We start from the raw sequence: 22,785 nt of genomic DNA, 5'->3' as shown, positions 1-22,785 counted from the left end.
GTTGCATTAAAGAATTTATGTTACACGCTTTCCAGCGGTTTTGGGCGCACGTTTGGCGGATGTATGGACAAGTTGCCACACTGCCGTGCACGGCTGCAGCTTTTTGATGCGCAGCAGCATCCGATCGGGGATAATCAAACAGACAACACACCGCACCAAGCCGGAGCATCGCGTGATTTTTCGTTTCCTCAAACCCCCTCGGATGTCGCCGCGCCTGCACCGGCTGAAGAGTTCTTCGCTGTTCAGCACACTGACGCCGCTGGAATTGAAGATTGTCGACGGATTACTGCACGAGCGCCGCTATCTGAAGGATGAGATCGTGTTCGACGAGGGCGAGGAAGGCCAGGCGCTCTACCTCCTGATGAGCGGCCGGGTGCGCATCAGCCGCCTGCACGAAGGCACGACCCAAGTGGTGGCCGAGCTGGAGCCGGGCGGCTTCTTCGGCGACCTGGCCCTGCTCGACAACTCGCCGCGCAATGCCCAGGCGCGCGCCATGGAGCCGTGCGAGGTGGCGGTGTTCTTCCGCGCCGACTTCCTGGGGCTGATGGAAACCGACGCCGTCCTCGGCTACAAGATTTCGCTGGCGCTGGCGCGCCACATTGGCCTGCGCCTGCGCGAATGGATGGGTACCGGGCGGCCGCAACTGGAAGCGCTATGAGTCCGGTGCCGGGCATCGTCAACGGCCCCGAGCGCGCCGGCCCGGTCGTCTGGACAGGGATCGTCGCCGCCACCTGCCTGCTGCTGCTGGTCGTCAAGGAACTGCTGTGGTTGTTCCTGCCCTTCATCTTCGGCACCGTGCTGTACTACATCCTGCTGGGACCGACGCAGCGCATGGTGCGCGCCGGCTTCAGCCGCAATGCTGCGACGAGCTGGGTGTGCACGCTGTTCTTCGCCCTGGCCGCGCTGCTGCTGGCGGCGGCCCTGAGCTGGAGCGACGGACCGGAAGAAGATTCGTGGGAAGCGACCATCGGCCTGTATCTGGATGGCGGCGTGGCGTTTGTCCGCAACTCGATGGCCATGCTCGAGGCGCGTTTCCCGCTGCTGGCCGAGATGCGCCTGACGTCGACCGTCGACATGGCGTTTACTACCTATATGAATGACTTCGCGCAGAACCACCTGGGCGACATCGTGGTCGGCGTCGTGACCTGGGTACCGTCGTTATTGCTGGCGCCTTTCCTCACCTTCTTCCTGCTGCGCGATGGGGGGCGCTTCAAGAAGTTCCTGGCGCGGGCGGTGCCGAATGCGTATTTCGAACGCGCGCTCTACCTGCTGCACGAAGTCGACCAGACCGCGCGCCGCTATTTCGAAGGCTTGCTGAAACTGACCGTGCTCGACACGCTGGTGCTGGCGCTGGGGCTGTGGGTGATTGGCGTATCGTCGCCCTTGTTGCTGGGCCTGATCTCGGCGGTGCTGGCCTGGGTGCCGTTCGTCGGCTCGATCGCCGGCTGTGTGCTGGTGGTGATCGTGGCCTCGACCGATGCGCCGGGCAATCCGCTGATGGCGTATGGGGCGATCGGGGTGTTCGTGCTGGTGAGGCTGCTGGACGATTTCCTGTTCATGCCGCTGACCCTGGGGCGCAGCCTGCATATTCATCCGCTGGTGACGGTGCTGATGATTTTTATTGGCGGGATGCTGGCGGGGGTGGTCGGGTTGATGCTGGTGCTGCCCTTGCTGGGGGTGGTGATGGTGATTGGCGAGACACTGGGAACGCTGGTGACCAATCCGCGGTTGCGGGCACGGCATCGGTATGCGCGGGCGTTGCGGACCAGGCAGGCCAGCGTCGACCTGGACATCGCGCGCGAGCGGCGTGGGGCGCCTACGCCGAACGCGACGTCCAAGGAATGATTACTTCCTGACGGTCTTCGGCTTCGATTTGATGGTCGCCAGGATCGACGGCTTCACCTTGCCCGACGACGCGCTTGCCGGGCTTGCATCCGGAGTACGCTGGCCGCGGCGGTCTGCGCCACCCACGCCACGCTTCGGCGCCACCTCGATCACCCGCCCCTTCGGCGGCGCACCGGCCGGCCGACGCTCCTCGCGCCCTGCCCCCGGCAACTCACCGCCCGGCGGCGGAATCAGGTGCCGCTCGCCATTACCGATCAGGTCGCCGCGGCCCATGCGCTTGAGACCCTCGCGCAGGATCGGCCAGTTCTCCGGATCGTAATAGCGCAGGAACGCCTTGTGCAGCTTGCGCGTCTTGCCGCTCTTGGCGGTTTCGACGACTTCCGAATCCTCGGTCACCTTGGCCAGCGGGTTCTTGCCCGAGTGGTACATGGTGGTCGCCATCGCCATCGGCGTCGGCGTGAAGGTCTGCACCTGGTCGAGCTTGAAGTTGTTCTTCTTGAGCCACAGCGCCAGGTTCAGCATGTCTTCGTCGGTCGAGCCGGGGTGAGCCGCGATGAAGTACGGGATCAGGTACTGCTTCTTGCCCGCCTCCAGCGAATACTTGTCGAACAGGCGCTTGAACTCGTCATAGGCGCCGATGCCCGGCTTCATCATCTTCGACAGCGTGGCCTTTTCCGTGTGTTCCGGCGCGATCTTCAACAGGCCGCCCACGTGGTGGGTCACCAGTTCTTTCACATACTCGGGCGAACGCACCGCGAGGTCGTAGCGCAGGCCGGAGCCGATCAGGATCTTCTTGATGCCGGGGATCGCGCGCGCCTTGCGGTACAGCGAGATCAGCTTGCTGTGGTCGGTGCCCAGGTTGGAACAGATGGTCGGATACACGCACGACAGGCGGCGGCAGCTTTCCTCGATCGTCTTTTCCTTGCACGCCAGACGGTACATATTCGCCGTCGGGCCACCCAGGTCGGTGATGGTGCCGGCAAAGTTCTTGGTCGTGTCGCGGATCAGTTCGATCTCGCGCAGGATCGACGGCTCCGAGCGGCTCTGGATGATGCGGCCTTCGTGCTCGGTGATCGAGCAGAAGGTGCAGCCGCCGAAGCAGCCGCGCATGATGTTGACCGAATAGCGGATCATTTCCCAGGCCGGGATATGGGCCTTGCCATAGCTCGGGTGCGGCGCGCGCGCATACGGCAGGTCGTAGACGTTGTCCATCTCGTCCATCGCCAGCGGCAGCGGCGGCGGATTGAGCCAGACGTCGCGGTCGCCGTGGCCCTGCACCAGCGCACGGGCGTTGCCCGGGTTCGACTCCAGGTGGAATACGCGCGAGGCGTGCGCATACATCACCGGGTCTTCGCTGACCGTCTCGAACGACGGCAGGCGCACCACGGTCTTGGCCGCCTTTTCACGGGCCGCGGCCTGGCGCTGTTCGCGCGTCATGATGATCACCGGCTTGACTTCAGGCTCCGGCGCGGCATTGTCCAGCGCGCAGGCTTTCGGGTCTTCCAGCGCCATCGCGTAGGGGTTCGGCTGCTTGTCGATGCGGCCCGGCACGTCCACGCGGGTGGAGTTATGCACGCTCCATTCTTCGTCCGGCAGCCAGCCCTGCGGCACCAGGAAGGCGGTGCCGCGCAGGTCGCGGATGGTCTTGATGTTCTCGCCGGCCGCGATGCGGCGCGTGACGTCGACCAGGGCCCGTTCGGCATTGCCGAAGATGAGCAGGTCGGCCTTCGATTCGAACAGCACCGAACGGCGCACTTTATCGGACCAGTAGTCGTAGTGGGCGATGCGGCGCAGCGAGGCTTCGATGCTGCCGGCGATCACCGGCACGCCGGGGAAGGCTTCGCGCGCGCGCTGGCAATACACGGTGACGGCGCGGTCGGGGCGCTTGTTCGGCTCGGCGTTGGCGGTATAGGCGTCGTCGGAACGGATCTTGCGGTCGGCCGTGTAGCGGTTGACCATCGAGTCCATATTGCCGGCCGTGATGCCCCAGTACAGATTGGGCTTGCCCAGCGCGCGGAACGGCTCGACCGAGGTCCAGTCGGGCTGGCTGATGATGCCGACCCGGTAGCCTTGCGCTTCCAGCAGGCGGCCGACCAGGGCCATGCCGAAGCTCGGGTGGTCGATATAGGCGTCGCCGGTGACCAGGATGATGTCGCACGAATCCCAGCCCAATTTGTCCATTTCGGCGCGGGACATCGGGAGAAAAGGTGCGGCAGCGGCGCGGCTGGAGCGCTTGGCGACCGTCGCAAAGAGATTGGCTGGGGAGTTCATTGGCCGGCATTGTACCGGAAAACCATTTTCGGGGCATGCGACTGCCCCGGAAAATGGCTTAAAATCAATGACTTGTGGTGTGGATGCCTACGTCAGATGCCCATGTTCGAGAGAATCTGCCCAAGTTCGCGCAGTCCGGACTCCACGCGCGGGTGGCGCGCGGCGAAGCGGGCCGCCAGTTCCTGGGTGCGCGAGCCCAGGCCATAGGTATTGGCGTCGAGCTGCTGCTCGGCGCGGCGCTCGAGCACTTTTTCGATATCGCCATCGAGCTGGCGCAGTAGGGTTTCCAGTTCGACATCGGTGTCGCCCGTCTCTTGCAGCTCGCGGTGCAGGGCTTTCAGGCGTGCCTTCAGGTCGGCATCGTGTTCGGGTTGCATCGTGGTCTCCGGGGTTGGCTCGATTTCATTGTAAGCCATGGGGGGCGGGAGGAGGAACACGGCTGTATAGGCAGGTGGCCTGCAAGGCACTTGGGCTCCCGCCTCCGCGGGAGCGACGTGCATGAGTTGGTGGCTAAAGCGCTGGAGTCAACTCTTCTCACCATCAAACAACGTCGCTCCCGCGAAGGCGGGAGCCCAAGTTTTCAGCCAACTACATGCGCCGATCGCAGCCCGCGACCGACGCAAGCAATCATCACTCGCCCGTCAAGCCACGACGCTCCAGCAACGGCTTGATATCCGCATCCTTGCCGCGGAAGTTGCGGTACATCTGCATCGCATCCAGCGTGCCGCCGCGCGACAGCAGCGTGTTGCGGAAGTGGTCGCCGTTCTTGCGGGTCAGGCCGCCGTTGGCCTTGAACCACTCGACGGTGTCGGCGTCCAGCTTCTCGGCCCACAGGTAACCGTAGTAGCCGGCCGAGTAGCCGCCCGAGAAGGTGTGCGAGAAGTAGGTGCTGCGATAACGCGGCGGCACCAGGGCGAAGTCGACGCCGGCCTTCTTCAATGCCTCAGCCTCGAAGGCCAGCACGTCCTGCGGGATCTGGTTCGGCGCCAGCTGGTGCCAGGCCTGGTCCAGCAGCGCCGCGGCCAGGTACTCGGTGGTGCGGAAGCCTTCGTTGAACTGCGACGAAGCCTGCACCTTGTCCAGCAGCTCCTTCGGCATCGGCTCGCCGGTCTGGTAGTGCTTGGCGTAGTTGGCCAGCACTTCAGGCCAGGCCATCCACATCTCGTTCACCTGCGACGGGAACTCGACGTAGTCGCGCGGCACGCGCGAACCGGAGAAGCGCGGGTACTGCACGTTCGAGAACATGCCGTGCAGCGCGTGGCCGAACTCGTGGAAGGTGGTGCGCACTTCGTCGTAGGTCAGCAGGGTCGGTTCGCCCGCGGCCGGCTTGGCCACGTTCAGGTTGTTGGCGATGACCGGCTTGGTGCCCAGCAGCTTGGTCTGCGGGACCCAGGCATTGGCCCAGGCGCCGCCGCGCTTGTTCGAACGCGCATACGGGTCGAAGGTGAAGATCGCCAGCTGGCTGCCGTCGGCATCGAACACGTCGAACATGCGCACGTCTTCGTTGTAGCCCGGCAGGTCCTTGCGCTCCTTGAAGGTCAGGCCGAATTCCTTGTTGGCGGCGAAGAACACGCCGTCGACCAGCACGCGGTTGATCTCGAAGTAAGGACGCAGCTGGCCGGCGTCGAAGGCGTAGCGCTGGGCGCGTACCTTGTCGCTGTAGAAGGCCCAGTCATGTGCGGCGGCCTTGAAGCCACCCTTTTCGGCATCGATCACCTTCTGGATGTCGGCTGCCTCTTTCCTGGCGTTGTTGACCGCCGGCGGGGCCAGCTCGGCCAGCAGGCTGTTGACGGCGTCGGTGGTCTTCGCGGTCTGCTCTTCGAGGTTGTAGGCGGCGTGGTTCGGGAAGCCCAGCAGCACGGCGCGTTCGGCGCGCAGCTTCGCGATCTGCAGCACGATCTGGCGGGTGTCGAACTCGCCGCCGCGGCTGCCGCGCGCCATCGAGGCCGACAGCAGCTTGGCGCGGGTGTCGCGGTGGGTCAATACCGACAGCGCGGCTTGCTGGGTGGTGTTCACGACCGGGATCACGAACTTCCCTTCCAGGCCGCGTTTCTTCGCTTCCACTGCTGCGGCATCGATCGCCTTGTCGCTCATGCCGGCCAGCTCTGCGCGGGTGTCGACCACCAGCGCAGAGGCATTGGCTTCCTTCAGCGTGTTCTGGGCGAACTGGGTCTGCAGGGCGGCCAGCTTGCTGTTGTAGTCCTTCAGCTTCTCTTTATCCGCATCGGACAGCTTGGCGCCCGCGCGTTCGAAGTCGTTGTTGTAGCGGTCCAGCAGGTAGGCCGATTCGGCATCCAGCTTGAGGGTGTCGCGCTTGTCGTACAGGGTCTTGATGCGCTGGTACAACTTGCCGTTGAGGCGGATCGCGTCGCTGTGCTGCGACAGCTTCGGCGCCATCTCGCGGCCCAGGGCGATCAGGGTGTCGTTGGTGTAGGAGCCCGACAGCGTGCCGAAGGCGGTGCTGACGCGCGACAGCATGCGGCCGGCGCGTTCCATCGCGACGATCGTGTTCTCGAAGGTCGGGGCGGCCTTGTTGTTGGCGATCTTGTCGATCTCCGCGACATGCTGACGCATCGCTTCGGCATAGGCCGGCGCAAAGTGCTCGTTGCGGATCTTGTCCCAGGCCGGGAAGTTGAACGGCAGGGTGCTCTCTTTGGCGAACGGGTTCGATGCATCGAACTTGGCCGACGCGGCCACCGGCGCGCCGGCTTGTGCCGCGGGCGCCGCGTGGGCGATGTTCAGGACGGCCGCGCTCACGGCGGCGGCCAGCAGGAAGTGGGTACGTTTCATGTTGTGCTTTTCGTTTGAAATTAATTCAGGCCGCGGCGTTCCAGCAGCGGCTCGATGACCGGATCGCGGCCGCGGAAGCTGCGGTACATCTCGACCGCATCCATGGTGCCGCCCTTCGACAGCACCTTCTCGCGGAACACGTCGCCGTTCTTGCGCAGCAGGCCGCCGTTTTCCTTGAACCACTCGCCGGCATCGGCGTCCAGGCGCTCGGCCCACAGGTAGCTGTAGTAGCCGGCCGAATAGCCGCCGCCCATGGCGTGCGAGAAGTAGGTGCTGCGGTAGCGTGGCGGCACCGGCGCGAAGTCCAGGCCCGCTTCTTTCAAGGCCTGCTGTTCGAACGCGATCACGTCGCTCGGCATCGCCTTGGAACCCAGCTGGTGCCATTTCTGGTCCAGCACGGCCGCAGCCAGGTATTCGGTGGTGCGGTAGCCTTCGTTGAAGCGCTGGGCCGCGCGCAGCTTGTCCAGCAATTCCTTCGGCATCGCTTCGCCGGTCTGGTAGTGCTTGGCGTAGTTGGCCATCACTTCCGGCCAGGCCATCCACATCTCGTAGACCTGCGACGGCAGTTCGACGTAGTCGCGCGGCACGCTGGTGCCCGAGAAGCGCGGGTATTTCACCTTCGAGAACCAGCCGTGGGTGGCGTGGCCCAGTTCATGGAAGGTGGTGCGTACCTCGTCCCAGGTCAGCAGAGTCGGTTCGCCGGCGGCCGGCTTGGTCAGGTTGAGGTTATTGGTGATGACCGGCTTCTGGTTCAGCAGGAAGCTCTGCTCGACCAGGGAGCCCATCCAGGCGCCGCCGCGCTTGTTCGGACGCGCATACGGGTCGATCACGAAGATCGCCAGGTGCTCGCCATTCTCTTCGAACACGTCGTACACGCGCACGTCGGCGTCGTAGGTCGGCAGATCGGTGCGCTGCTTGAAGGTGATGCCCCACAGCTGGGTGGCGGCGAAGAAGGCGCCCTTCTCCAGCACGTTGTTGAACTCGAAGTACGGCTTGAGCTGGTTGGCATCGAAGGCGTACTTGGCGGCGCGCACCTTGTCGCTGTACATGCTCCAGTCGTAGGCGGCCAGTTGGAAGCCACCCTTCTCGGCATCGATCACGGCCTGGATCTCGGCCGCTTCCTTCTTCGCATTGCGCACTGCCGGGCCGGTCAGGTCGCCCAGCAGCTTGTTGACCGAGGCGGTGTCCTTGGCGGTCTGGTCCTCGAGCGAATAGGCGGCGTAGCTGTCGTAGCCCAGCAGTTCGGCGCGCTCGGCGCGCAGCTTGGCCAGTTGCAGCACGACGTTGCGGTTGTCGAATTCGCCGCCGCGGCTGCCGCGGATCATCGAAGTGGTCAGCAGCTTTTCGCGGGTTCCGCGGTTGGTCAACTGCGCCAGCGGCGCCTGCTGGGTGGTGTTCACCACCGGGATCACGAACTTGCCGTCCAGGCCGCGCTTCTTCGCTTCATTCGCCGCCGCTTCGATCGCTTTCTCGGGCAGGCCGGCCAGTTCTTCGCGGGTGTCGACCACGAAGGCCGAGGCGTTCACTTCGCGCAGCACGTTCTGGCTGAACTGGGTCTGCAGCGCGGCCAGCTGGGCGTTGTAGCCTTTCAGCCTGGTCTTGTCTGCATCCGACAGGTTGGCGCCGGAACGCACGAAGTCCTTGTAGTAGCGCTCGAGCAGGAGTTTCGATTCGGCGTCCAGGCCCAGCGAGTCACGCTTGTCGTGCAGGGTCTTGATGCGTGCGAACAGCTTCGGGTTCAGGCGGATCGCATCGCCGTGGGCGGCGAATTTCGGCGCCAGGTCTTTTTGCAGGGCCTGCAGGGTGTCGTTGGTGTACGAACCGGTCAACGTGTAGAACACCGAGCGCACGCGCGTCAGCAGTTCGCCCGAACGTTCCATCGCCACGATCGTGTTCTCGAAAGTCGGCGCCGCCTTGTTGTCGGCGATCTTCGCGACCTCGAGCGCTTCCAGGCGCATGCCTTCGGCGAAGGCCGGCGCGAAGTGCTCGTTCTTGATCTTGTCGAAGGCCGGGTAGCCGTATTGCAGGGTGCTCGGCTTGGCGAACGGGTTCGAGGCCGCCAGCGCTGCCTCGGCCGGTTGGGCGAAGGAGAAGGTGGCCATGGCGACGCTGGCTGCGATCAGCAGCAGTTGTGGACGGTTCATTGTGTCTTTTGTGCGTTGTGGGAAAGGGTAATGCAAAACACGACGCCCCATGGTCCGCTTGTGGCGGTCCATGGGGCGACATGTCATCAGTTGGCGGCCGGCTTGGTCTCGAGGAGGCCGGGCCGCGTAAGGCCGCGGCGTTCGAGCAGCGGTTCGATTTCCGGATCGCGGCCGCGGAAGTTGCGGAACAGGTCCATCGCTTCCGCGGTGCCGCCGCGCGACAGCAGGGTCTTGCGGAAATGGTCGCCATTCTTGCGGGTCAGGCCGCCGCTCTCGGTGAACCACTTGACGGTCTCGGCGTCCAGGCGCTCGCTCCACAGGTAGGCGTAGTAGCCGGCCGAATAGCCGCCGCCCATCGAGTGCGAGAAGTAGCCGGTGCGGTAGCGCGGCGGCACCGGCGGATAGGCCACGCCGGCGTCCTGCAGCGCCTTGGCTTCGAACGACAGCACGTCCGTCGGCACCTGTGCTGGAGTCAGCTGGTGCCAGCGCTGGTCGAGCAAGGCCGCGGCCAGGTACTCGGTGGTGCGGTAGCCCTGGGCGAACTTCTTCGATGCGACGACCTTATCGAGCAGCTCCTTCGGCATCGGCGCGCCGGTCTCGTGGTGCTTCGCGTAGTTGGCCAGCACTTCCGGATAGGTCACCCACATCTCGTTGACCTGCGACGGATACTCGACGAAGTCGCGCGGCACATTGGTGCCCGAGAACTTCGGATACTTTACATCCGAGAACATGCCGTGCAGCGCGTGGCCGAATTCGTGGAAGGTGGTGACCACTTCATCGTAGGTCAGCAGGGTCGGCTCGCCCTTCGGCGGCTTCGGAATGTTCAGGTGGTTGCCGATCACCGGTTTCTGATTCAGCAGGTGCGATTGCGAGACGTACTCGTTCATCCAGGCGCCGCCCTGCTTGTTGCCGCGGGCGTAAGGGTCGAAGATGAAGATCGCCAGCAGCTTGCCGTCGACGTCGAAGATGTCGTACACCGTCACGTCCGGGTCGTACACCGGCAGGTCGGTGCGCTGCTTGAAGGTGATGCCGAATTCCTTGGTGGCGGCGAAGAACACGCCGTCGACCAGCACCCGGTTCAGCTCGAAATAGGGGCGCAGCTGGCTCTCGTCGAAATTGAAGGTCGCGGCGCGCACCTTGTCCTGGTACATCGGCCAGTCCCAGGACGCGACCTGGAATTTGCCGCCCTCTTTATCGATCACCTGCTGGATCTCGGCGGCTTCCTTCCTGGCGTTGTTGACGGCCGGCGCGGCCAGGTCGCCCAGCAGCTTGTTGACGGCGGCCGGGTTGCGCGCGGTTTCCAGTTCCTGCGAATAGGCCGCGAAGTTCGGATACCCCAGCAGCATGGCGCGCTCGGCGCGCAGCTTGGCCAGGCGCAGCACCTGTTTGGTGGTGTCGAACTGGCCGCCATGGGTGCCGCGTTCGAGCGAGGCCTTCATCAGGCGCTCGCGGGTCGCGCGGTCGGTCAGGACCGCCAGCGCCGGCTGGCTCGAGGTGTTCATGATCGGGATCGCGAACTTCCCCTTCTGGCCGCGCTTGGCTGCTTCGTCGGCGGCGGCGCTGATCTGCGCATCGCTCATGCCGGCCAGTTCGGCGCGGGTGTTCACGATCAGCGCGGCGGCGTTGGCGCCTTTCAGCACGCGCTGCGAGAAGTCCGACTGCAGCGAGGCGATCTCGCCGTTGAATTTCTTCAGCTTGGCCTGGTCGGCCTTCGACAGGTTGGCGCCGGCGCGCACGAATTCCTTGTAGTAGCGCTCGAGCAGGTGGTTCGACTCGGCGTCCAGGCCAAGCGAAGCGCGCTTGTCGTGCAGCGCTTTCACGCGCGCGAACAGCTTCGGATTCAGGTCGATCGCATCGGAATGGGCCGCCAGCCTGGGCGACATCTCGCGGTCGACCGCGTCCAGCGTATCGTTGGTATTGGCGCCCTGCAGGTTGGCGAAGGTTGCATGCACGCGCGCCAGCATCTGGCCGGAGCGCTCCAGCGCCACGATGGTGTTCTCGAACGTCGGCGCGGCCTTGTCGTTCGCGATCGCCTCGACTTCGCGCAGCTGCTCGCGCATGCCGGCCTTGAAGGCGGGCAGGAAGTGCGCGTCCTTGATCTTGTCGAAGGCCGGGTAGTTCAGCGGCAGGGTGCTGGGCTTGGCGAAGGGGTTGGAGGCGTCGAGCACGGGGGCGGTGGGCGCGGCAATGGCGCTTGCATGCGCCAGCGCCACGCTGGCTGCAATGAGGAGCAGTTGTGGACGGGTCATGGGATCTTTCGCGAACACTAGGGAAGGTGCCGTCGGGCTACCCCGACAGCAGTGCGCTAAAGATCATAGCAGGCTTGCATCTCTACCGTAAGAATTAAAAAGTATTGCAATGTATCAGCGCTGCGCGCCCGTGTTTACGGGCGTAGGCACGGCGTATGCATGTCAATAATGCGGGGGACGCTCGTTGAGCGGGGCCTGGCCGGCGTCGCGCAGGGTGCGCACATGGTCGGCCAGCTTGGCCACCATCGCCTCGAGCTGGTCGATGCGGCGTTCCTGGCGGTAGATGGTCTTGTTCAGCTCATCGAGCAGGTCTTCCTGCTGGGCGAGCTTGATTTCTAGATTGACGAAACGGTCTTCCTGGTTCACGGCGGCATCCTGCGCAAAAGAGGCATTATGCCAGTCTTGCGCAGGCGGCCGTGCGGGCCTCAGGCGAGCGGGAACGGATACTCGATGCCGTTGACGATGCTGCCGATCACCTGGGCCTGGTTCTCGGGGCTTTCCGAGAACAGGGTCAGGACTTCGTCGCGGTTGGTGGCGCCCGTGTTCAGGTTGCCGACCCAGAAGTCGTAGCCGCCGCCTTCGGGAGCGCGGTCCAGCACGTGCTCGTACAGCTTGGTCACGAACTGCTCGTTGCTGGTGTTGGCATACAGGTCGATGTACTCCTGGTTCATTGCGAAGTACTTGGCGATCTGCATCAGCGAATCGCCCTGGTCGGTCCGGTTGATCCAGAACGCCAGCCCGCCGCCATCCGGTACACGGTCGAACGCGGCCTGGTACAGGCGGTAGATCTGGCCAGCCGAACCGTTGATGTCCAGCGCCACCATGGTGTCGTCGAACTTGATGCGCTCGACATTGATCAGGTTATCCACCGCGCCCGCGCTGTCGCGCACCATGAAGCCATACACGCCGCGCTCGAGCACGAAGCTGTCGCTCACGCCGCTGTAGACGGCGGTGTCGAGGCCGGCGCCGCCCTGGATCGCGGCGCTGCCCGGGGCCATCGCGAAGGTGTCGTTGCCCGCGGTGCCGGTCTGGTTCAGCGCGTTGTTGATGGCCAGGGTGACCGACTGCTGGGCGCTGGTCGCATTGTCGGCGCGGTCGACCGAGGACACGGTCACCTGGTAGTTGCCGTTCGGCAGCGGCGCCGAGTTCAGCTGCCACTGGCCATTGGCGCCAACCGTGGCGCGACCGATCTCGATCCAGTCGCCCGCCTTGATGATCTGGATCGTGCTGCCGGCCTCGCCGGTCCCCGCGAATACCGGCTGGTTGCCGCCGGAGATCAAATTCGCCGTCACGGTCGGCGCCGCCGGCGGCGTCGCATCGACATTGAACACGATCGGGGTACTCAGCGACGACACATTGCCGGCGGCATCGGTCGCCGACGCCGTGGCGCTATACCCCATGCGATCGGCCAGGGGCGCATTCTCGGGCGGCCGTGCGCTCCACAGACCGTTGGCGTCGGCCACGGCGCTGGCCACCAGTTGCTGGCCGATATAGACCTTGACGGTAGCGCCTGCTTCGGCGGCGCCGGTGAAGATCGGCCGGTTGCCGGAGGTATAGCCGGCCGCATTCTGCGTCACCGAGATCACGGGCGCCGCCGGCGCCGCGGTGTCCGATGCCGCGACATCCGCGCGCTCGACGCGCATGTCGGCAAACTGCAGCACATCGATCTGGTTCAGCGTTGTCTCGCCTTCGGCGCCGATCACCGCCAGGTCGCCATTGGCGAGGTTGGTGAAACGGTAGTTACCGTAGTTGCCACCGAAGATCGCCGTATCCCTGCCTTCTCCTCCGTGGATCATGTCGTTACCTCCATTACCTTGAAAAATATCGTTGAAGCCGGTCCCCACCAGGGTCTCCGACTTGGACGTGCCCGTGAGGTAACGTGCTCCGCTGCCATTCATGCCCAGCGCGCCGCGCAGGCCGTCGCCGCCATACAGCCAGTTCAGCGCCGCGATGTCGTAGGGCTGGAAGGTGCTGTACGGGCCGCCGACGTTGGTGTACGACATGATGGTGTTGGCGGTGTTGTCTTCATGCCCGGGCAACGCGACGTCGCCGGCGCTCTCCGCGAACGGGTGCTTGAGGCCGATGGCATGCCCCAGCTCGTGCAGCAGGGTTTCATAGCCCTGGGTGCCAGGCGTCAGGTTGTTGGTGATATGGCCCCAGTCAATATGGTCCAGGTACACATAGGCATTGGCCGTGTACTCGGTCAGGGTGCCGTCCGGATAGGAACGATAGCCCGCCAGCCAGCTGCACAAGCCGGTCGTGTATTGGCCCGCGAGATCCATCTTCGCCAGGTGGATCTGGGCTGCCGTGCCCGCATTCGTCTCGACGAATGCGATGCCCGTCACCTGTTGCAGATAGTCGAAGGCGGTGCGCGCTGCTGCCTGCTGGGCGAAGCTGAACATTTCCTGTCCAAACTTGCCGGGTTCATTGCCCGAGGCCGTCGAAAATGTGTAGTACAGGACGTTGGCGTTGGAATTGCTGAGGAAGTTCCAGTCCGGCCCCTTGTCCAGCAGGGCGTCGATATGGTTCAGCCCGGAAAACGGGATTGCAGTAATGTCGGAAACGGTGGCCATGGCTTGGGAGAAAACGTTGCACGTTGCGACACGGAAAATACCGTGGGAATTTCGCTATCGAAAAGCTCGCATCTCGGCAAGTATTTCTTGCCCGACAGTTCAAGTCAAACGGCGTTTTCAATCGTGCGCAGGTATTGCCACCCCGCCAAGGCTTACACGCAACGTTTTATGGCAGGATTACTCAGGAACCGGCCTCGGCGTTGCCAACAAAGCTTTTAGATTTGCCAATCTTTCCTTCGGGCTCAGGATTTCGCTTTCCATCGGCGCCGCCTCGCCGACGTCCAGCGCCATTTCCTTGATGAAGCGCGACGGGTCGCAATTGACGAGCTCGCCCGCACGCTTGCGACGCTTGCACCAGCTCACATGCAGCGTGCGCTGGGCGCGCGTGATGCCGACATACATCAGGCGCCGCTCTTCCTGGATGCGCGCCGCGATCGACTCGACCGAGGCGTCCGGATCGCCCTTGTGCGGCAGGATGCCTTCTTCCACCCCGACCAGGTAGACGTGCGGATATTCCAGGCCCTTCGACGCGTGCAGGGTCGACATGCGCACCGCATCCTGTTCTTCATCGGCGCCCTCGAGCATCGACATCAGGGCCACCATTTGCGTCAGTTCCAGCAAGTTCTTTTCTTCGCCATCGCGGTCGCGTCCGCCACGGCCGCGATCCTTCAGCCAGTTATTGAACTCGAGCACGTTCTGCCACTTGGCCTGGGCCGCGCGGTCGTCGAAGTTTTCGTACAAATAATGCTCGTAGTTCATCTCCTTCATCATATCGTCGAGCACCTCGGCCGCATGGTCGCCGCTGCCCTGGGGGCCGGGGCGGGTGGCGCGGTCTTCGAGTTCGGCGATGAAGCGGCAGAAATCGCGCAGCGGACCCAGCTGACGCTCGGCCAGCCTGGCCTCGAGCCCGTTCTTCCTGGCCGCCTCGAACAGCGAGCAGTTCCACTGCTTGGAAAACTCGCCCAGCACCTCCAGCGTGGCCATGCCGACCCCGCGCTTCGGAGTCGTCACGGCGCGGATGAAGGCCGGGTCGTCGTCCTGGTTGGCGATCAGGCGCAGGTAGGCAATGATGTCCTTGATCTCGGCCTTATCGAAGAAGCTCTGGCCGCCCGACATCGTGTACGGGATGCGCTCCTTGCGCAGCGCCTGCTCGATCACGCGCGCCTGGTGGTTGCCGCGGTACAGGATGGCGTAATCCGACCATTTATTCTTGCGCTGGAAATGCTCGCTCGAGATCATGATCGCGACCTGGTCGGCTTCCTGGTCGTCGTTCTGCATGCCCAGCACCTTGATCGGCTCGCCCAGGCCGTGCTCGGACCACAGCGATTTCTCGAACAGCTTCGGGTTATTGCCGATGACGGCGTTGGCCGCCTGCAGGATGCGGGTTGTGGAGCGGTAATTCTGCTCGAGCTTGATCACCTTCAGGTCGGGGAAATCGTCGCCAAGCGTCTTGAGGTTCTCGACCGAGGCGCCGCGCCAGGCATAGATCGCCTGGTCGTCGTCGCCCACCGCGGTGAACATCGGTTTCTTGCCCAGGCCCGTCACCAGCAGCTTGACCAATTCATACTGGCAGGTATTGGTGTCCTGATACTCGTCCATCAGCAAATAACGCAGGCGCCGCTGCCAGCGGTCGCGGATCGGCTCATTATTGCGGAACAATTCCACCGGCAAGCGGATCAAGTCGTCGAAATCGACCGCCTGGTAGGCTTGCAAGGTCGCCACATAGCTGCGGTAGACGCGGCCGGCCAGGGCTTCGTCCTCGTCGCGCGCGGCCTTGATCGCGTCTTCCGGGTCGACCAGGCCGTTCTTCCACAGCGAGATCGCGTTCTGGATGCCGCGGATTTCCTGCTTGTCCGTGGTCAGGGCCAGGTCGGACACGATGGTGTAGCAATCGTCGCTATCCATGATCGAGAACTTGTCCTTCAGGCCGACCCCGGCCGCTTCCTGGCGCAGGATCTTGACGCCCAGCGAGTGGAAGGTGGACACCGTCAATTGCTTGGCCTGCTTGGGCTGCTTGAGCAGCTTGGCGATCCGCTCCTGCATCTCGAGCGCCGCCTTGTTGGTAAAGGTCAGGGCGGCAATGGTGCGCGGGTCATAGCCGCAATGCTCGATCATGTAGGCGATCTTTTGCGTGATCACGCGCGTCTTGCCGGAACCGGCGCCGGCCAGCACCAGGCAAGGGCCGTCGAGATATAGCGCGGCTTCGCTCTGCGGCCCGTTGAGGCCGAATTTTGGTGCATTGGACATGGGAATTATTTCTGGAGGGACAGGCATCGATTGTAGCAATCCGGCGCGTCGAGCGGGCGATGCGCATGCCGCGCGTACCAGATTGCAACACCGTGCGAGCATGGCTGCGAACGGGAGCGGACCGGCGCACCAACGCGCAATCGAGTAACATGCGTCCTTTGCGGCGCGCGACGCCGCGGCTCCCATTGACCGGATACTTGCCCATGAAATTCGAACATCTCGTCGAGATCAACGATCCGATGAACCCGCTGATCGACACCCTCACCCGCGAACAGGTATGGCATGGCCTGGTCTTGCGCGCGGAAGACCCGAAGATGTTCATCCCGCACCTGGACGCCAGCGAGATCGTCGAGCGCGAAGCTGGCGCCTTCCGCCGCCGCCTGACCTTTGGCGAGCTGGTGATCGAAGACCAGGTCTTCCTGACCCCGCTGCAGGAAGTGCGCTATGAAGTGCCGGCCCAGGGCGAGATCGCGGCCTCGAGCCTGCGCATGATCATCGAGGCGCCGACCAGTGCGATGCTGCTGGTGCGCTTCTGCTACGACGATGGCACCGGCGAGCACGTCGACCCGGCAAACGCCATGTATGACGAATTCAAGAAATCGGCCTATGAAGAGGCCGACCTCGACACGGTCCGCATCCTGCGCAAGCTTGCCAGCGAGGGCAAGCTGAATACCACGTTGTTGAATTGATGCGTCAGGTCCCCGGCTCGGTATCGGCCGGGTCGGTCTGGCTCTCACCCTTCGACAGGTTGATGGCCAGGTCGCGCAGGGCGGTGCGCACGCCCTCCTCGATCACCGGGTGGTAGAACGGCATCTCGAGCATCTGGTCGACCGTCAGGCGCATCTGGAATGCCCATGACAGCAGATGGGCCAGGTGCTCGGCGCGCGGCGCAATCATCTCGGCGCCCAGGAACAGCCGGGTGCCATATTCGCCATACACCCGCAGCATCCCCTTGTTCTGCAACATGACGCGGCTGCGGCCCTGGTTGGCGAAGGACACGCCGCCCACCGCGAACTTGCGCTGGCCGCCGGCGCACAGGGTCTTGTAGTTCTTGCCCAGGGTGGCGATATTCGGTTCGGTGAAGGCCACCGCGATCGGCGCGCGGCGCAGGCCCGGGCGCACGTCCGGATAACGGCCCGCGTTGTCGCCGGCGATCTTGCCGTGGTCGGCGGCGTCGTGCAGCAGCGGGCGCTCGTTGTTGGCGTCGCCCGCGATGAAGATATGGCTGGTCCCGCACTGCATCGTGCGCGCATCAAAACAAGGGATGCCGTCCGGCCCCCGCTCCAGGCCCGTATGTTCCAGTCCCAGGTCGTGCACATTGGGCGTGCGGCCGGCCGTCATCAACACATACTGGAAGCGCTCGGTGCTTTCCTTGCCCAGGGCATCGCGCACCGTCAGCGCCACCTCGGCATCGGCGCTGTCCTGCACCGCGCTGACCACCTCGGTCTGGAAGGCGATGTCGAGTTCCTCGCCCAGCACCTGCACCGCGTTGCGCAGCACTTCGGGATCGGTGATGTTGGCGATGCTGCCGCCGCGCGCGTAGAAGCGCACCCGGACCCCGAGCCGCGCCAGGGCCTGGCCCAGTTCGAGGCCGATGACGCCGGTGCCGATCACGGCCACCGAGCGCGGCAGGTCGTCCCAATAGAACACGTCGTCGCTGGTGACGATGCCGGGGCCGACGTTTTCCAGCTGCGGCAGGCGCAGCGGGGTGGAGCCGGTGGCGATCACGATGCGGCCGGCCACGATCTCGGTATGGTCGTCGACCACCAGGTTGCAGGGGCCGGTGAAGCGCGCGCGGCCCTGCAGGCGGTCCTGCACCGGCATCGCCTCGACCCCTTCCAGCACGAAGCCGACGAAGCGGTCGCGCTCGCGCCGGACCCGCTCCATGACGGCGCGGCCGTCGATGCGTTTATCGCTGGCGTGCACGCCGAACGGGCCTGAATGATCGATCGCGTGGGACGCCTCGGCCGCGGCGATCAGGAGCTTGCTCGGCATGCAGCCGACCCGGGCGCAGGTGGTGCCGTATTGCCCGCTCTCGATCACCACCGTCCGGGCGCCTTGCGCCTTGGCGGCGCGGTAGGCCGTCATGCCGGCGGTGCCGGTGCCGATGATGGCGACGTCCACGTTCATTTGTTTCATGTTGCTCTCCACGATAGCCTGGCAAGACGATACGCTATTTTGCCGCGCCCGGTGGGCAATGCAGCCCTTTAGCGATACCAGCGGTAACCTTCTCTCAGCTCTACCGATGTCGAGAAAATTTACACTTTGTCATATGGCAAATTGACCATATTTGATTTGATGTTTTAAATCAATCGATTACGCAGATACGAATTTTCGGCACGATTTTTGCGTCCCTTAAACCTAGACACTATATGGGGGAATCTCATGACATTATCCGTTGTTCATAACATTACCAAGAAGTTCATTGCCGGCCTGTCCTTGCTCGCCTGCACCTCGCTGTCCGCAGCCCCGATGACACTGGTCGTCGACGTGGCTGGGATCGAAAGCTTTGGCCCGGTGGACGATGAACGCAATACGGTGCTGACATTCAACGTTGGCGCCAATTCGGTCATTACCAGCCTGGACTATACCGTCAACCTCACTGCCTACGACCCAAGCTATCTGTTGGAAATAGGCGTCGTGATCGAGACCTCGGCCAAGGACCAGGGTCCAGGCGTTACCCTGGTACCCGGCCTGTTTGACGAGTTCCCCGGCACGGCAAGCTACTCGGAATCGCTCGACCTGGTCGCCGTCGGCCGAAGCTTCGCCGTCGGCGCCGACGGCATCCTGCGCCTGGAATTCATCGACCGCTTCGATGACTTGGCGGTCAATCCAGACGGCATGTGGAACTTCGGCTCCTTCACCTTCGGCTACGACACGGTCGACATCGAAGAGCCTGGCGAAGTCCCCGAGCCCGCCACCACCCTGCTGATGGGCGCCGGCCTGGCCATGCTGGGCTACGCCGGCCGCCGCCGCCGCGCCGGCAAGCTCGCCGCTTAAATATCGAGCGGGTCGACCTCGAGCGACCACTTGACGCGGGCCTTCATGGCCCGCAGCTGCTCGACCCAGACCCGCAGGAAGGCCTGCAGCGCAGGCCGCGAGCTGGACTCGACCAGCAGCTGGGCGCGGTCCACGTTGTGGACCCGCGTCATCGTCATCGGGATCGGGTCGTTGATCAGGATGCCATCGGCCGGCAGGCAGTCGCGCGCCGCTTCCAGGAAGTCGATCGCGATCGGCAGCTCCTTCGCCTCGGCCCGCAGCAAGGCCTGGTACATGAAGGGCGGCAGGCCGGCCTCCTGGCGCTCGTCCAGCAACTGGCCGGCGAAGCGCTCGTAGTCGTGGCGCATCACCGCGCCGTACAACGGATGCTGCACATAGCGCGTCTGCACCAGCACCTCGGATGCCAGGCCGGCCCGCCCCGCCCGTCCCGCCACCTGCATCAGCTGCGCGAACAGGCGCTCGCTGGCGCGGTAGTCCTGCGAGAACAGCGCGGTATCCGGGTTCAGGATCCCGACCAGGGTCAGCTTCTTGAAGTCGTGGCCCTTGGCGACCATCTGCGTGCCGATCAGAATATCGACTTCGCCCCGGTGCACGCTGTCGAAGGCGGCTTGCGCGCTGCCCTTCAGGCGCGTGGAGTCGGCGTCGATGCGCAGGATGCGCGCCTCGGGGAACAGCGCCTGCAATCCTTCTTCCACGCGCTGGGTGCCGCGTCCCAGCGGCTGCAGGTCGACGTTGCCGCAGGTGGGGCAATGGCGCGGAATACGCAATTCGAGGCTGCAGTGATGACAGCGCAGCCGATGCTCGGGCTTGTGCAGCACCATGAAGGCGGTGCAGCGGGTGCAGTTGCTGATCCAGCCGCAAGCATCGCAAGATATCACCGGGGCATAGCCACGCCGGTTCAGGAACAGCAGCGATTGCTCGCCGCGTTCCAGGCGGCCGCGCAGTGCCGCCAGCATCTCGCTCGTCAAGCCGTCGCGCGCGCGGTCGCGCTCCATGTCCACCAGGCGCACCTTGGGCAGGACGGCGTCGCGCACGGCGCGCTCGCGCAGGTCCAGCCGCCGGTAGCGCCCCGAACGCGCGTGATGCCAGGATTCGAGCGACGGCGTGGCCGAGCCCAGCACGATCGGGATGCCCAGCTGGTGGGCGCGCCACACGGCCAGGTCGCGCGCCGAATAGCGCAGCCCTTCCTGCTGCTTGTACGAAGGGTCGTGCTCTTCGTCGATCACGATCAGGCGCAGGTTCGGCATCGAGGCCAGGATCGCCAGCCGGGTGCCGAGCACGATGCGCGCCTGGCCGCCGTGCGCGGCCAGCCAGTGCAGCATGCGCTCGCCCTCGGACAGGCTGCTGTGCAGGGTCGCCAGCATCATGCCCGGGAAGCGGGCCCGGATATTCCCTTCCAGCTGGGGCGTCAGGTTGATCTCGGGGACCAGGATCAGGATCTGCGCCTGCGGGTCGCGTTGCAAGACCTGGGCGCAGGCCTGGAGGTAGACCTCGGTCTTGCCGCTGCCGGTCACGCCCCATAGCAGCAGCGGCGTGAAGCCGGCGGCGCCGCCGATGGCATCGGCGGCCTGCTGCTGGGCGGCGTTCAGCACCGGCATGTCGACCGCCGTCGCATCCTGCTGCGGATCGAGCTTGCCCAGCTTCTTGAGGGCGCGGTCCAGCGCCACGGTCTTGGGCACGCGCAGGTTCTTGGGCAGGCCGGGCAGCGCCACCTCGCCCAGCGGCCGTTGATAATAATCGGCGGCGAAGCGCGCCAGGGCGATCCAGCGTTCCGGCAGGGGCGACAGCTGGCTGCGCACGGCCAGCGCATCTTTCAGCTTGTCGGGCGCGATCGCGCTCTCGTGCTTGACCGCGACGATCAGGGCCATCACCTCGCGCCGCGCGAACGGCACCAGCGCCAGCTGGCCGGGCAGCGGCTCCTCGCCCGGTTGGCAAGGCCAGCGGTAATCGAAGCTGCTGTTCAGCGGGGTATCGAGCACGACTTCGAGAAAGCAGTGCGCGCGGGTGCTATCGGTGCTGGTGGACAATCTGGGCCCTGTGCAAATCTGTGGAAAACTTTGTGAATAGCGTGGGACTTGACCCTGTCAAAGGTTTACGTTAGATCAAGTCATTATCGATAATTCTCAAATTCAAGACAATTTTTCGCTTATGAATCAATAGCTTGCATATTCGTCTTGAGAGCTGTTAACAAGCTGGGGCACATTTCCCGCGTTGTGCATAAGTAGGGTGCCGGACGTGGAAAACTCGCCGCATTGCATCACAAACTTAAGGCAACACTTGAAGAAGCGCGCTAAGTCACGGTAAACCAAGCACTTTTCCCCATTGCCAAATCGTCTGTTGATAACTTTGTGAACAAGGAGCCCGACATGGCTGAATTCTACTGGACAACCTTGTGGTGCGCGAGGCACTCAGCAGGATACCGAATCAAAAAACGCTTATAAATCAGCCTTGTAGCTTGATTCAGCAAGTTCCGAGATGTCCACAGGAATTTTTACCCGCTTTTAGGAAGTTGTGAACAAGTGAGGGGTCGAGCTGGCGGTCTTGTCAAGAGGCGCCGCCAGTCGTGGGGGATGACTCAGGCGGCGCGCTGCTTGCGGCTGAAACCGTGCACGGCCTCGACCATGGCGCTGACCGATTCCGGCGGCGTGAATTGCGAGATGCCGTGGCCCAGGTTGAAGACATGGCCATGGCCGTTCGACGGCGCGCCGTAGGCGGAGAGCGAACGCTCGACCTCGGCGCGGATCTGCTCCGGCTCGGCGAACAGGATGGCCGGATCGAGGTTGCCCTGCAGCGCCACGCGGTCGCCCACCAGGCTGCGCGCGCGGCCCAGGTTCACGGTCCAGTCCAGGCCCAGCGCATCGGCGCCGATGTCGGCCATCTCGTCCAGCCAGATGCCGCCGCCCTTGGTGAACACGATGGCGGGGATGCGCACGCCGTCGTGTTCCCGCTTCAGGCCCGCCACGATCTTGCGCATGTAATCCAGCGAGAATGCCTGGTAGGCGCCATCGGCCAGCGCGCCGCCCCAGGAATCGAAGATCATCACGGCCTGGGCGCCGGCGTCGATCTGGGCGTTCAGGTAGGCGGTCACGGACTGCGCATTGATGTCGAGGATGCGGTGCATCAGGTCGGGACGGCTGTACAGCATCTTTTTCACCGTGTGGAACTCGCGCGAGCCGCCGCCTTCGACCATATAGCAGGCCAGCGTCCACGGGCTGCCCGAGAAACCGATCAGCGGCACGCGGCCATTCAGCGCGCTGCGGATCGAGGTCACGGCCTTGAACACGTAGTCGAGCGAGGCCATGTCGGGCACGGCGAGGGCATTCACTTCGGCTTCGGTACGCAGCGGACGCTCGAATTTCGGGCCTTCGCCGTCGGCGAAATACAGGCCCAGGCCCATCGCATCCGGCACCGTCAGGATGTCCGAGAACAGGATCGACGCGTCCAGCGGATAGCGGTCGATCGGCTGCAAGGTGACTTCGGTGGCGTAGTCGGGATTCTTCGCCAGCCCCAGGAACGAGCCGGCGCGCGCGCGGGTGGCGCGGTATTCCGGCAGGTAGCGGCCCGCCTGGCGCATCAGCCACACCGGGGTGTAGTCGGTCGGCTGGCGCAACAGCGCACGCAGGAAGGTGTCGTTCTGGAGCGGGGCAAATTGTGGCATGGCTGACA

The 22,785-nt window shown here is 64.2% G+C and carries 15 protein-coding genes; 4 read left to right on the top strand and 11 right to left on the bottom strand.

Going from position 1 to position 22,785, the window contains the following annotated elements; translation table 11 throughout:
• The first annotated feature begins 172 nt into the window (after nt 1–172).
• Together Q9246_RS15395 and Q9246_RS15390 are read left to right on the top strand one after the other, a co-directional pair.
• The gene (locus Q9246_RS15395; RefSeq protein WP_306391490.1) at nt 173–658 is read left to right on the top strand and encodes a cyclic nucleotide-binding domain-containing protein; all 486 of its coding nucleotides are present in this window, start codon (nt 173–175) and stop codon (nt 656–658) included.
• Nucleotides 655–1,845: an AI-2E family transporter gene (locus tag Q9246_RS15390; RefSeq protein ID WP_306391489.1), complete on the top strand. Its 1,191-nt coding sequence runs from the start codon at nt 655–657 to the stop codon at nt 1,843–1,845. The genes Q9246_RS15395 and Q9246_RS15390 overlap by 4 nt, the downstream gene beginning before the upstream one ends.
• Here the strand turns inward: Q9246_RS15390 and Q9246_RS15385 are convergent, their stop codons facing one another.
• From Q9246_RS15385 to Q9246_RS15350, 8 genes are all read right to left on the bottom strand, one after another.
• Complete coding sequence (locus tag Q9246_RS15385) at nt 1,846–4,041, bottom strand: YgiQ family radical SAM protein (protein WP_306391488.1); 2,196 nt, start codon at nt 4,039–4,041, stop codon at nt 1,846–1,848.
• 167 nt (nt 4,042–4,208) lie between these two features.
• Nucleotides 4,209–4,493, bottom strand: a complete 285-nt coding sequence (locus Q9246_RS15380) for a DUF4404 family protein (protein ID WP_109345866.1) — start codon at nt 4,491–4,493, stop codon at nt 4,209–4,211.
• A gap of 253 nt (nt 4,494–4,746) precedes the next feature.
• Entirely contained in the window at nt 4,747–6,906 is a 2,160-nt protein-coding gene (locus Q9246_RS15375; RefSeq protein ID WP_306391487.1) for a M3 family metallopeptidase, read from the bottom strand.
• Between the two features lie 20 nt (nt 6,907–6,926).
• Nucleotides 6,927–9,050: a M3 family metallopeptidase gene (locus Q9246_RS15370; protein ID WP_306391486.1), complete on the bottom strand. Its 2,124-nt coding sequence runs from the start codon at nt 9,048–9,050 to the stop codon at nt 6,927–6,929.
• Between the two features lie 86 nt (nt 9,051–9,136).
• Nucleotides 9,137–11,299, bottom strand: coding sequence for a M3 family metallopeptidase (locus Q9246_RS15365; RefSeq protein ID WP_306391485.1), 2,163 nt, complete (start codon nt 11,297–11,299; stop codon nt 9,137–9,139).
• Nucleotides 11,300–11,461: 162 nt separating this feature from the next.
• A complete protein-coding gene (locus Q9246_RS15360; protein WP_306391483.1) occupies nt 11,462–11,665 on the bottom strand; it encodes a SlyX family protein in 204 nt (67 codons plus the stop codon).
• A gap of 59 nt (nt 11,666–11,724) precedes the next feature.
• Nucleotides 11,725–13,872, bottom strand: a complete 2,148-nt coding sequence (locus tag Q9246_RS15355; RefSeq protein ID WP_306391481.1) for a DUF4214 domain-containing protein — start codon at nt 13,870–13,872, stop codon at nt 11,725–11,727.
• A gap of 177 nt (nt 13,873–14,049) precedes the next feature.
• Complete coding sequence (locus Q9246_RS15350) at nt 14,050–16,119, bottom strand: UvrD-helicase domain-containing protein (protein WP_306391480.1); 2,070 nt, start codon at nt 16,117–16,119, stop codon at nt 14,050–14,052.
• 203 nt (nt 16,120–16,322) lie between these two features.
• Between Q9246_RS15350 and Q9246_RS15345 the strand changes: the two genes are divergently transcribed.
• Nucleotides 16,323–16,808, top strand: a complete 486-nt coding sequence (locus Q9246_RS15345) for an SRPBCC family protein (RefSeq protein ID WP_306391479.1) — start codon at nt 16,323–16,325, stop codon at nt 16,806–16,808.
• Nucleotides 16,809–16,812: 4 nt separating this feature from the next.
• Here the strand turns inward: Q9246_RS15345 and Q9246_RS15340 are convergent, their stop codons facing one another.
• Nucleotides 16,813–18,258: a dihydrolipoyl dehydrogenase gene (locus Q9246_RS15340; protein ID WP_306391478.1), complete on the bottom strand. Its 1,446-nt coding sequence runs from the start codon at nt 18,256–18,258 to the stop codon at nt 16,813–16,815.
• Nucleotides 18,259–18,504: 246 nt separating this feature from the next.
• Here Q9246_RS15340 and Q9246_RS15335 point away from each other — a divergent pair, with 246 nt between their 5' ends.
• Nucleotides 18,505–19,119 (top strand): PEP-CTERM sorting domain-containing protein, encoded by a 615-nt coding sequence (locus Q9246_RS15335; protein WP_306391477.1) that lies wholly within the window; start codon nt 18,505–18,507, stop codon nt 19,117–19,119.
• Here Q9246_RS15335 and Q9246_RS15330 read toward each other — a convergent pair.
• Together Q9246_RS15330 and hemE are read right to left on the bottom strand one after the other, a co-directional pair.
• Nucleotides 19,116–21,146, bottom strand: a complete 2,031-nt coding sequence (locus Q9246_RS15330; RefSeq protein WP_306391476.1) for a primosomal protein N' — start codon at nt 21,144–21,146, stop codon at nt 19,116–19,118. The two genes, Q9246_RS15335 and Q9246_RS15330, sit on opposite strands and share 4 nt — an antisense overlap.
• A 548-nt stretch (nt 21,147–21,694) precedes the next feature.
• The gene (gene hemE / locus Q9246_RS15325; RefSeq protein WP_306391475.1) at nt 21,695–22,777 is read right to left on the bottom strand and encodes a uroporphyrinogen decarboxylase; all 1,083 of its coding nucleotides are present in this window, start codon (nt 22,775–22,777) and stop codon (nt 21,695–21,697) included.
• Nucleotides 22,778–22,785 lie beyond the last annotated feature (8 nt).

The organism is Telluria beijingensis (assembly GCF_030770395.1).
GTDB classification, from domain to species: domain Bacteria; phylum Pseudomonadota; class Gammaproteobacteria; order Burkholderiales; family Burkholderiaceae_D; genus Telluria; species Telluria beijingensis.
The sequence above is the reverse complement of the archived record's forward strand: the minus strand, read 5'-3'. Positions and strand labels throughout refer to the sequence as shown.

What these genes read in the sequence shown, in the direction of transcription:
- hemE (WP_306391475.1), bottom strand. Translation starts at nt 22,777, where the DNA reads ATGCCACAATTTGCCCCGCTCCAGAACGACACCTTCCTGCGTGCGCTG.
- Q9246_RS15380 (WP_109345866.1), bottom strand. Translation starts at nt 4,493, where the DNA reads ATGCAACCCGAACACGATGCCGACCTGAAGGCACGCCTGAAAGCCCTG.
- Q9246_RS15355 (WP_306391481.1), bottom strand. Translation starts at nt 13,872, where the DNA reads ATGGCCACCGTTTCCGACATTACTGCAATCCCGTTTTCCGGGCTGAAC.
- Q9246_RS15345 (WP_306391479.1), top strand. Translation starts at nt 16,323, where the DNA reads ATGAAATTCGAACATCTCGTCGAGATCAACGATCCGATGAACCCGCTG.
- Q9246_RS15350 (WP_306391480.1), bottom strand. Translation starts at nt 16,119, where the DNA reads ATGTCCAATGCACCAAAATTCGGCCTCAACGGGCCGCAGAGCGAAGCC.
- Q9246_RS15335 (WP_306391477.1), top strand. Translation starts at nt 18,505, where the DNA reads ATGACATTATCCGTTGTTCATAACATTACCAAGAAGTTCATTGCCGGC.
- Q9246_RS15370 (WP_306391486.1), bottom strand. Translation starts at nt 9,050, where the DNA reads ATGAACCGTCCACAACTGCTGCTGATCGCAGCCAGCGTCGCCATGGCC.
- Q9246_RS15340 (WP_306391478.1), bottom strand. Translation starts at nt 18,258, where the DNA reads ATGAAACAAATGAACGTGGACGTCGCCATCATCGGCACCGGCACCGCC.
- Q9246_RS15390 (WP_306391489.1), top strand. Translation starts at nt 655, where the DNA reads ATGAGTCCGGTGCCGGGCATCGTCAACGGCCCCGAGCGCGCCGGCCCG.
- Q9246_RS15375 (WP_306391487.1), bottom strand. Translation starts at nt 6,906, where the DNA reads ATGAAACGTACCCACTTCCTGCTGGCCGCCGCCGTGAGCGCGGCCGTC.
- Q9246_RS15365 (WP_306391485.1), bottom strand. Translation starts at nt 11,299, where the DNA reads ATGACCCGTCCACAACTGCTCCTCATTGCAGCCAGCGTGGCGCTGGCG.
- Q9246_RS15385 (WP_306391488.1), bottom strand. Translation starts at nt 4,041, where the DNA reads ATGTCCCGCGCCGAAATGGACAAATTGGGCTGGGATTCGTGCGACATC.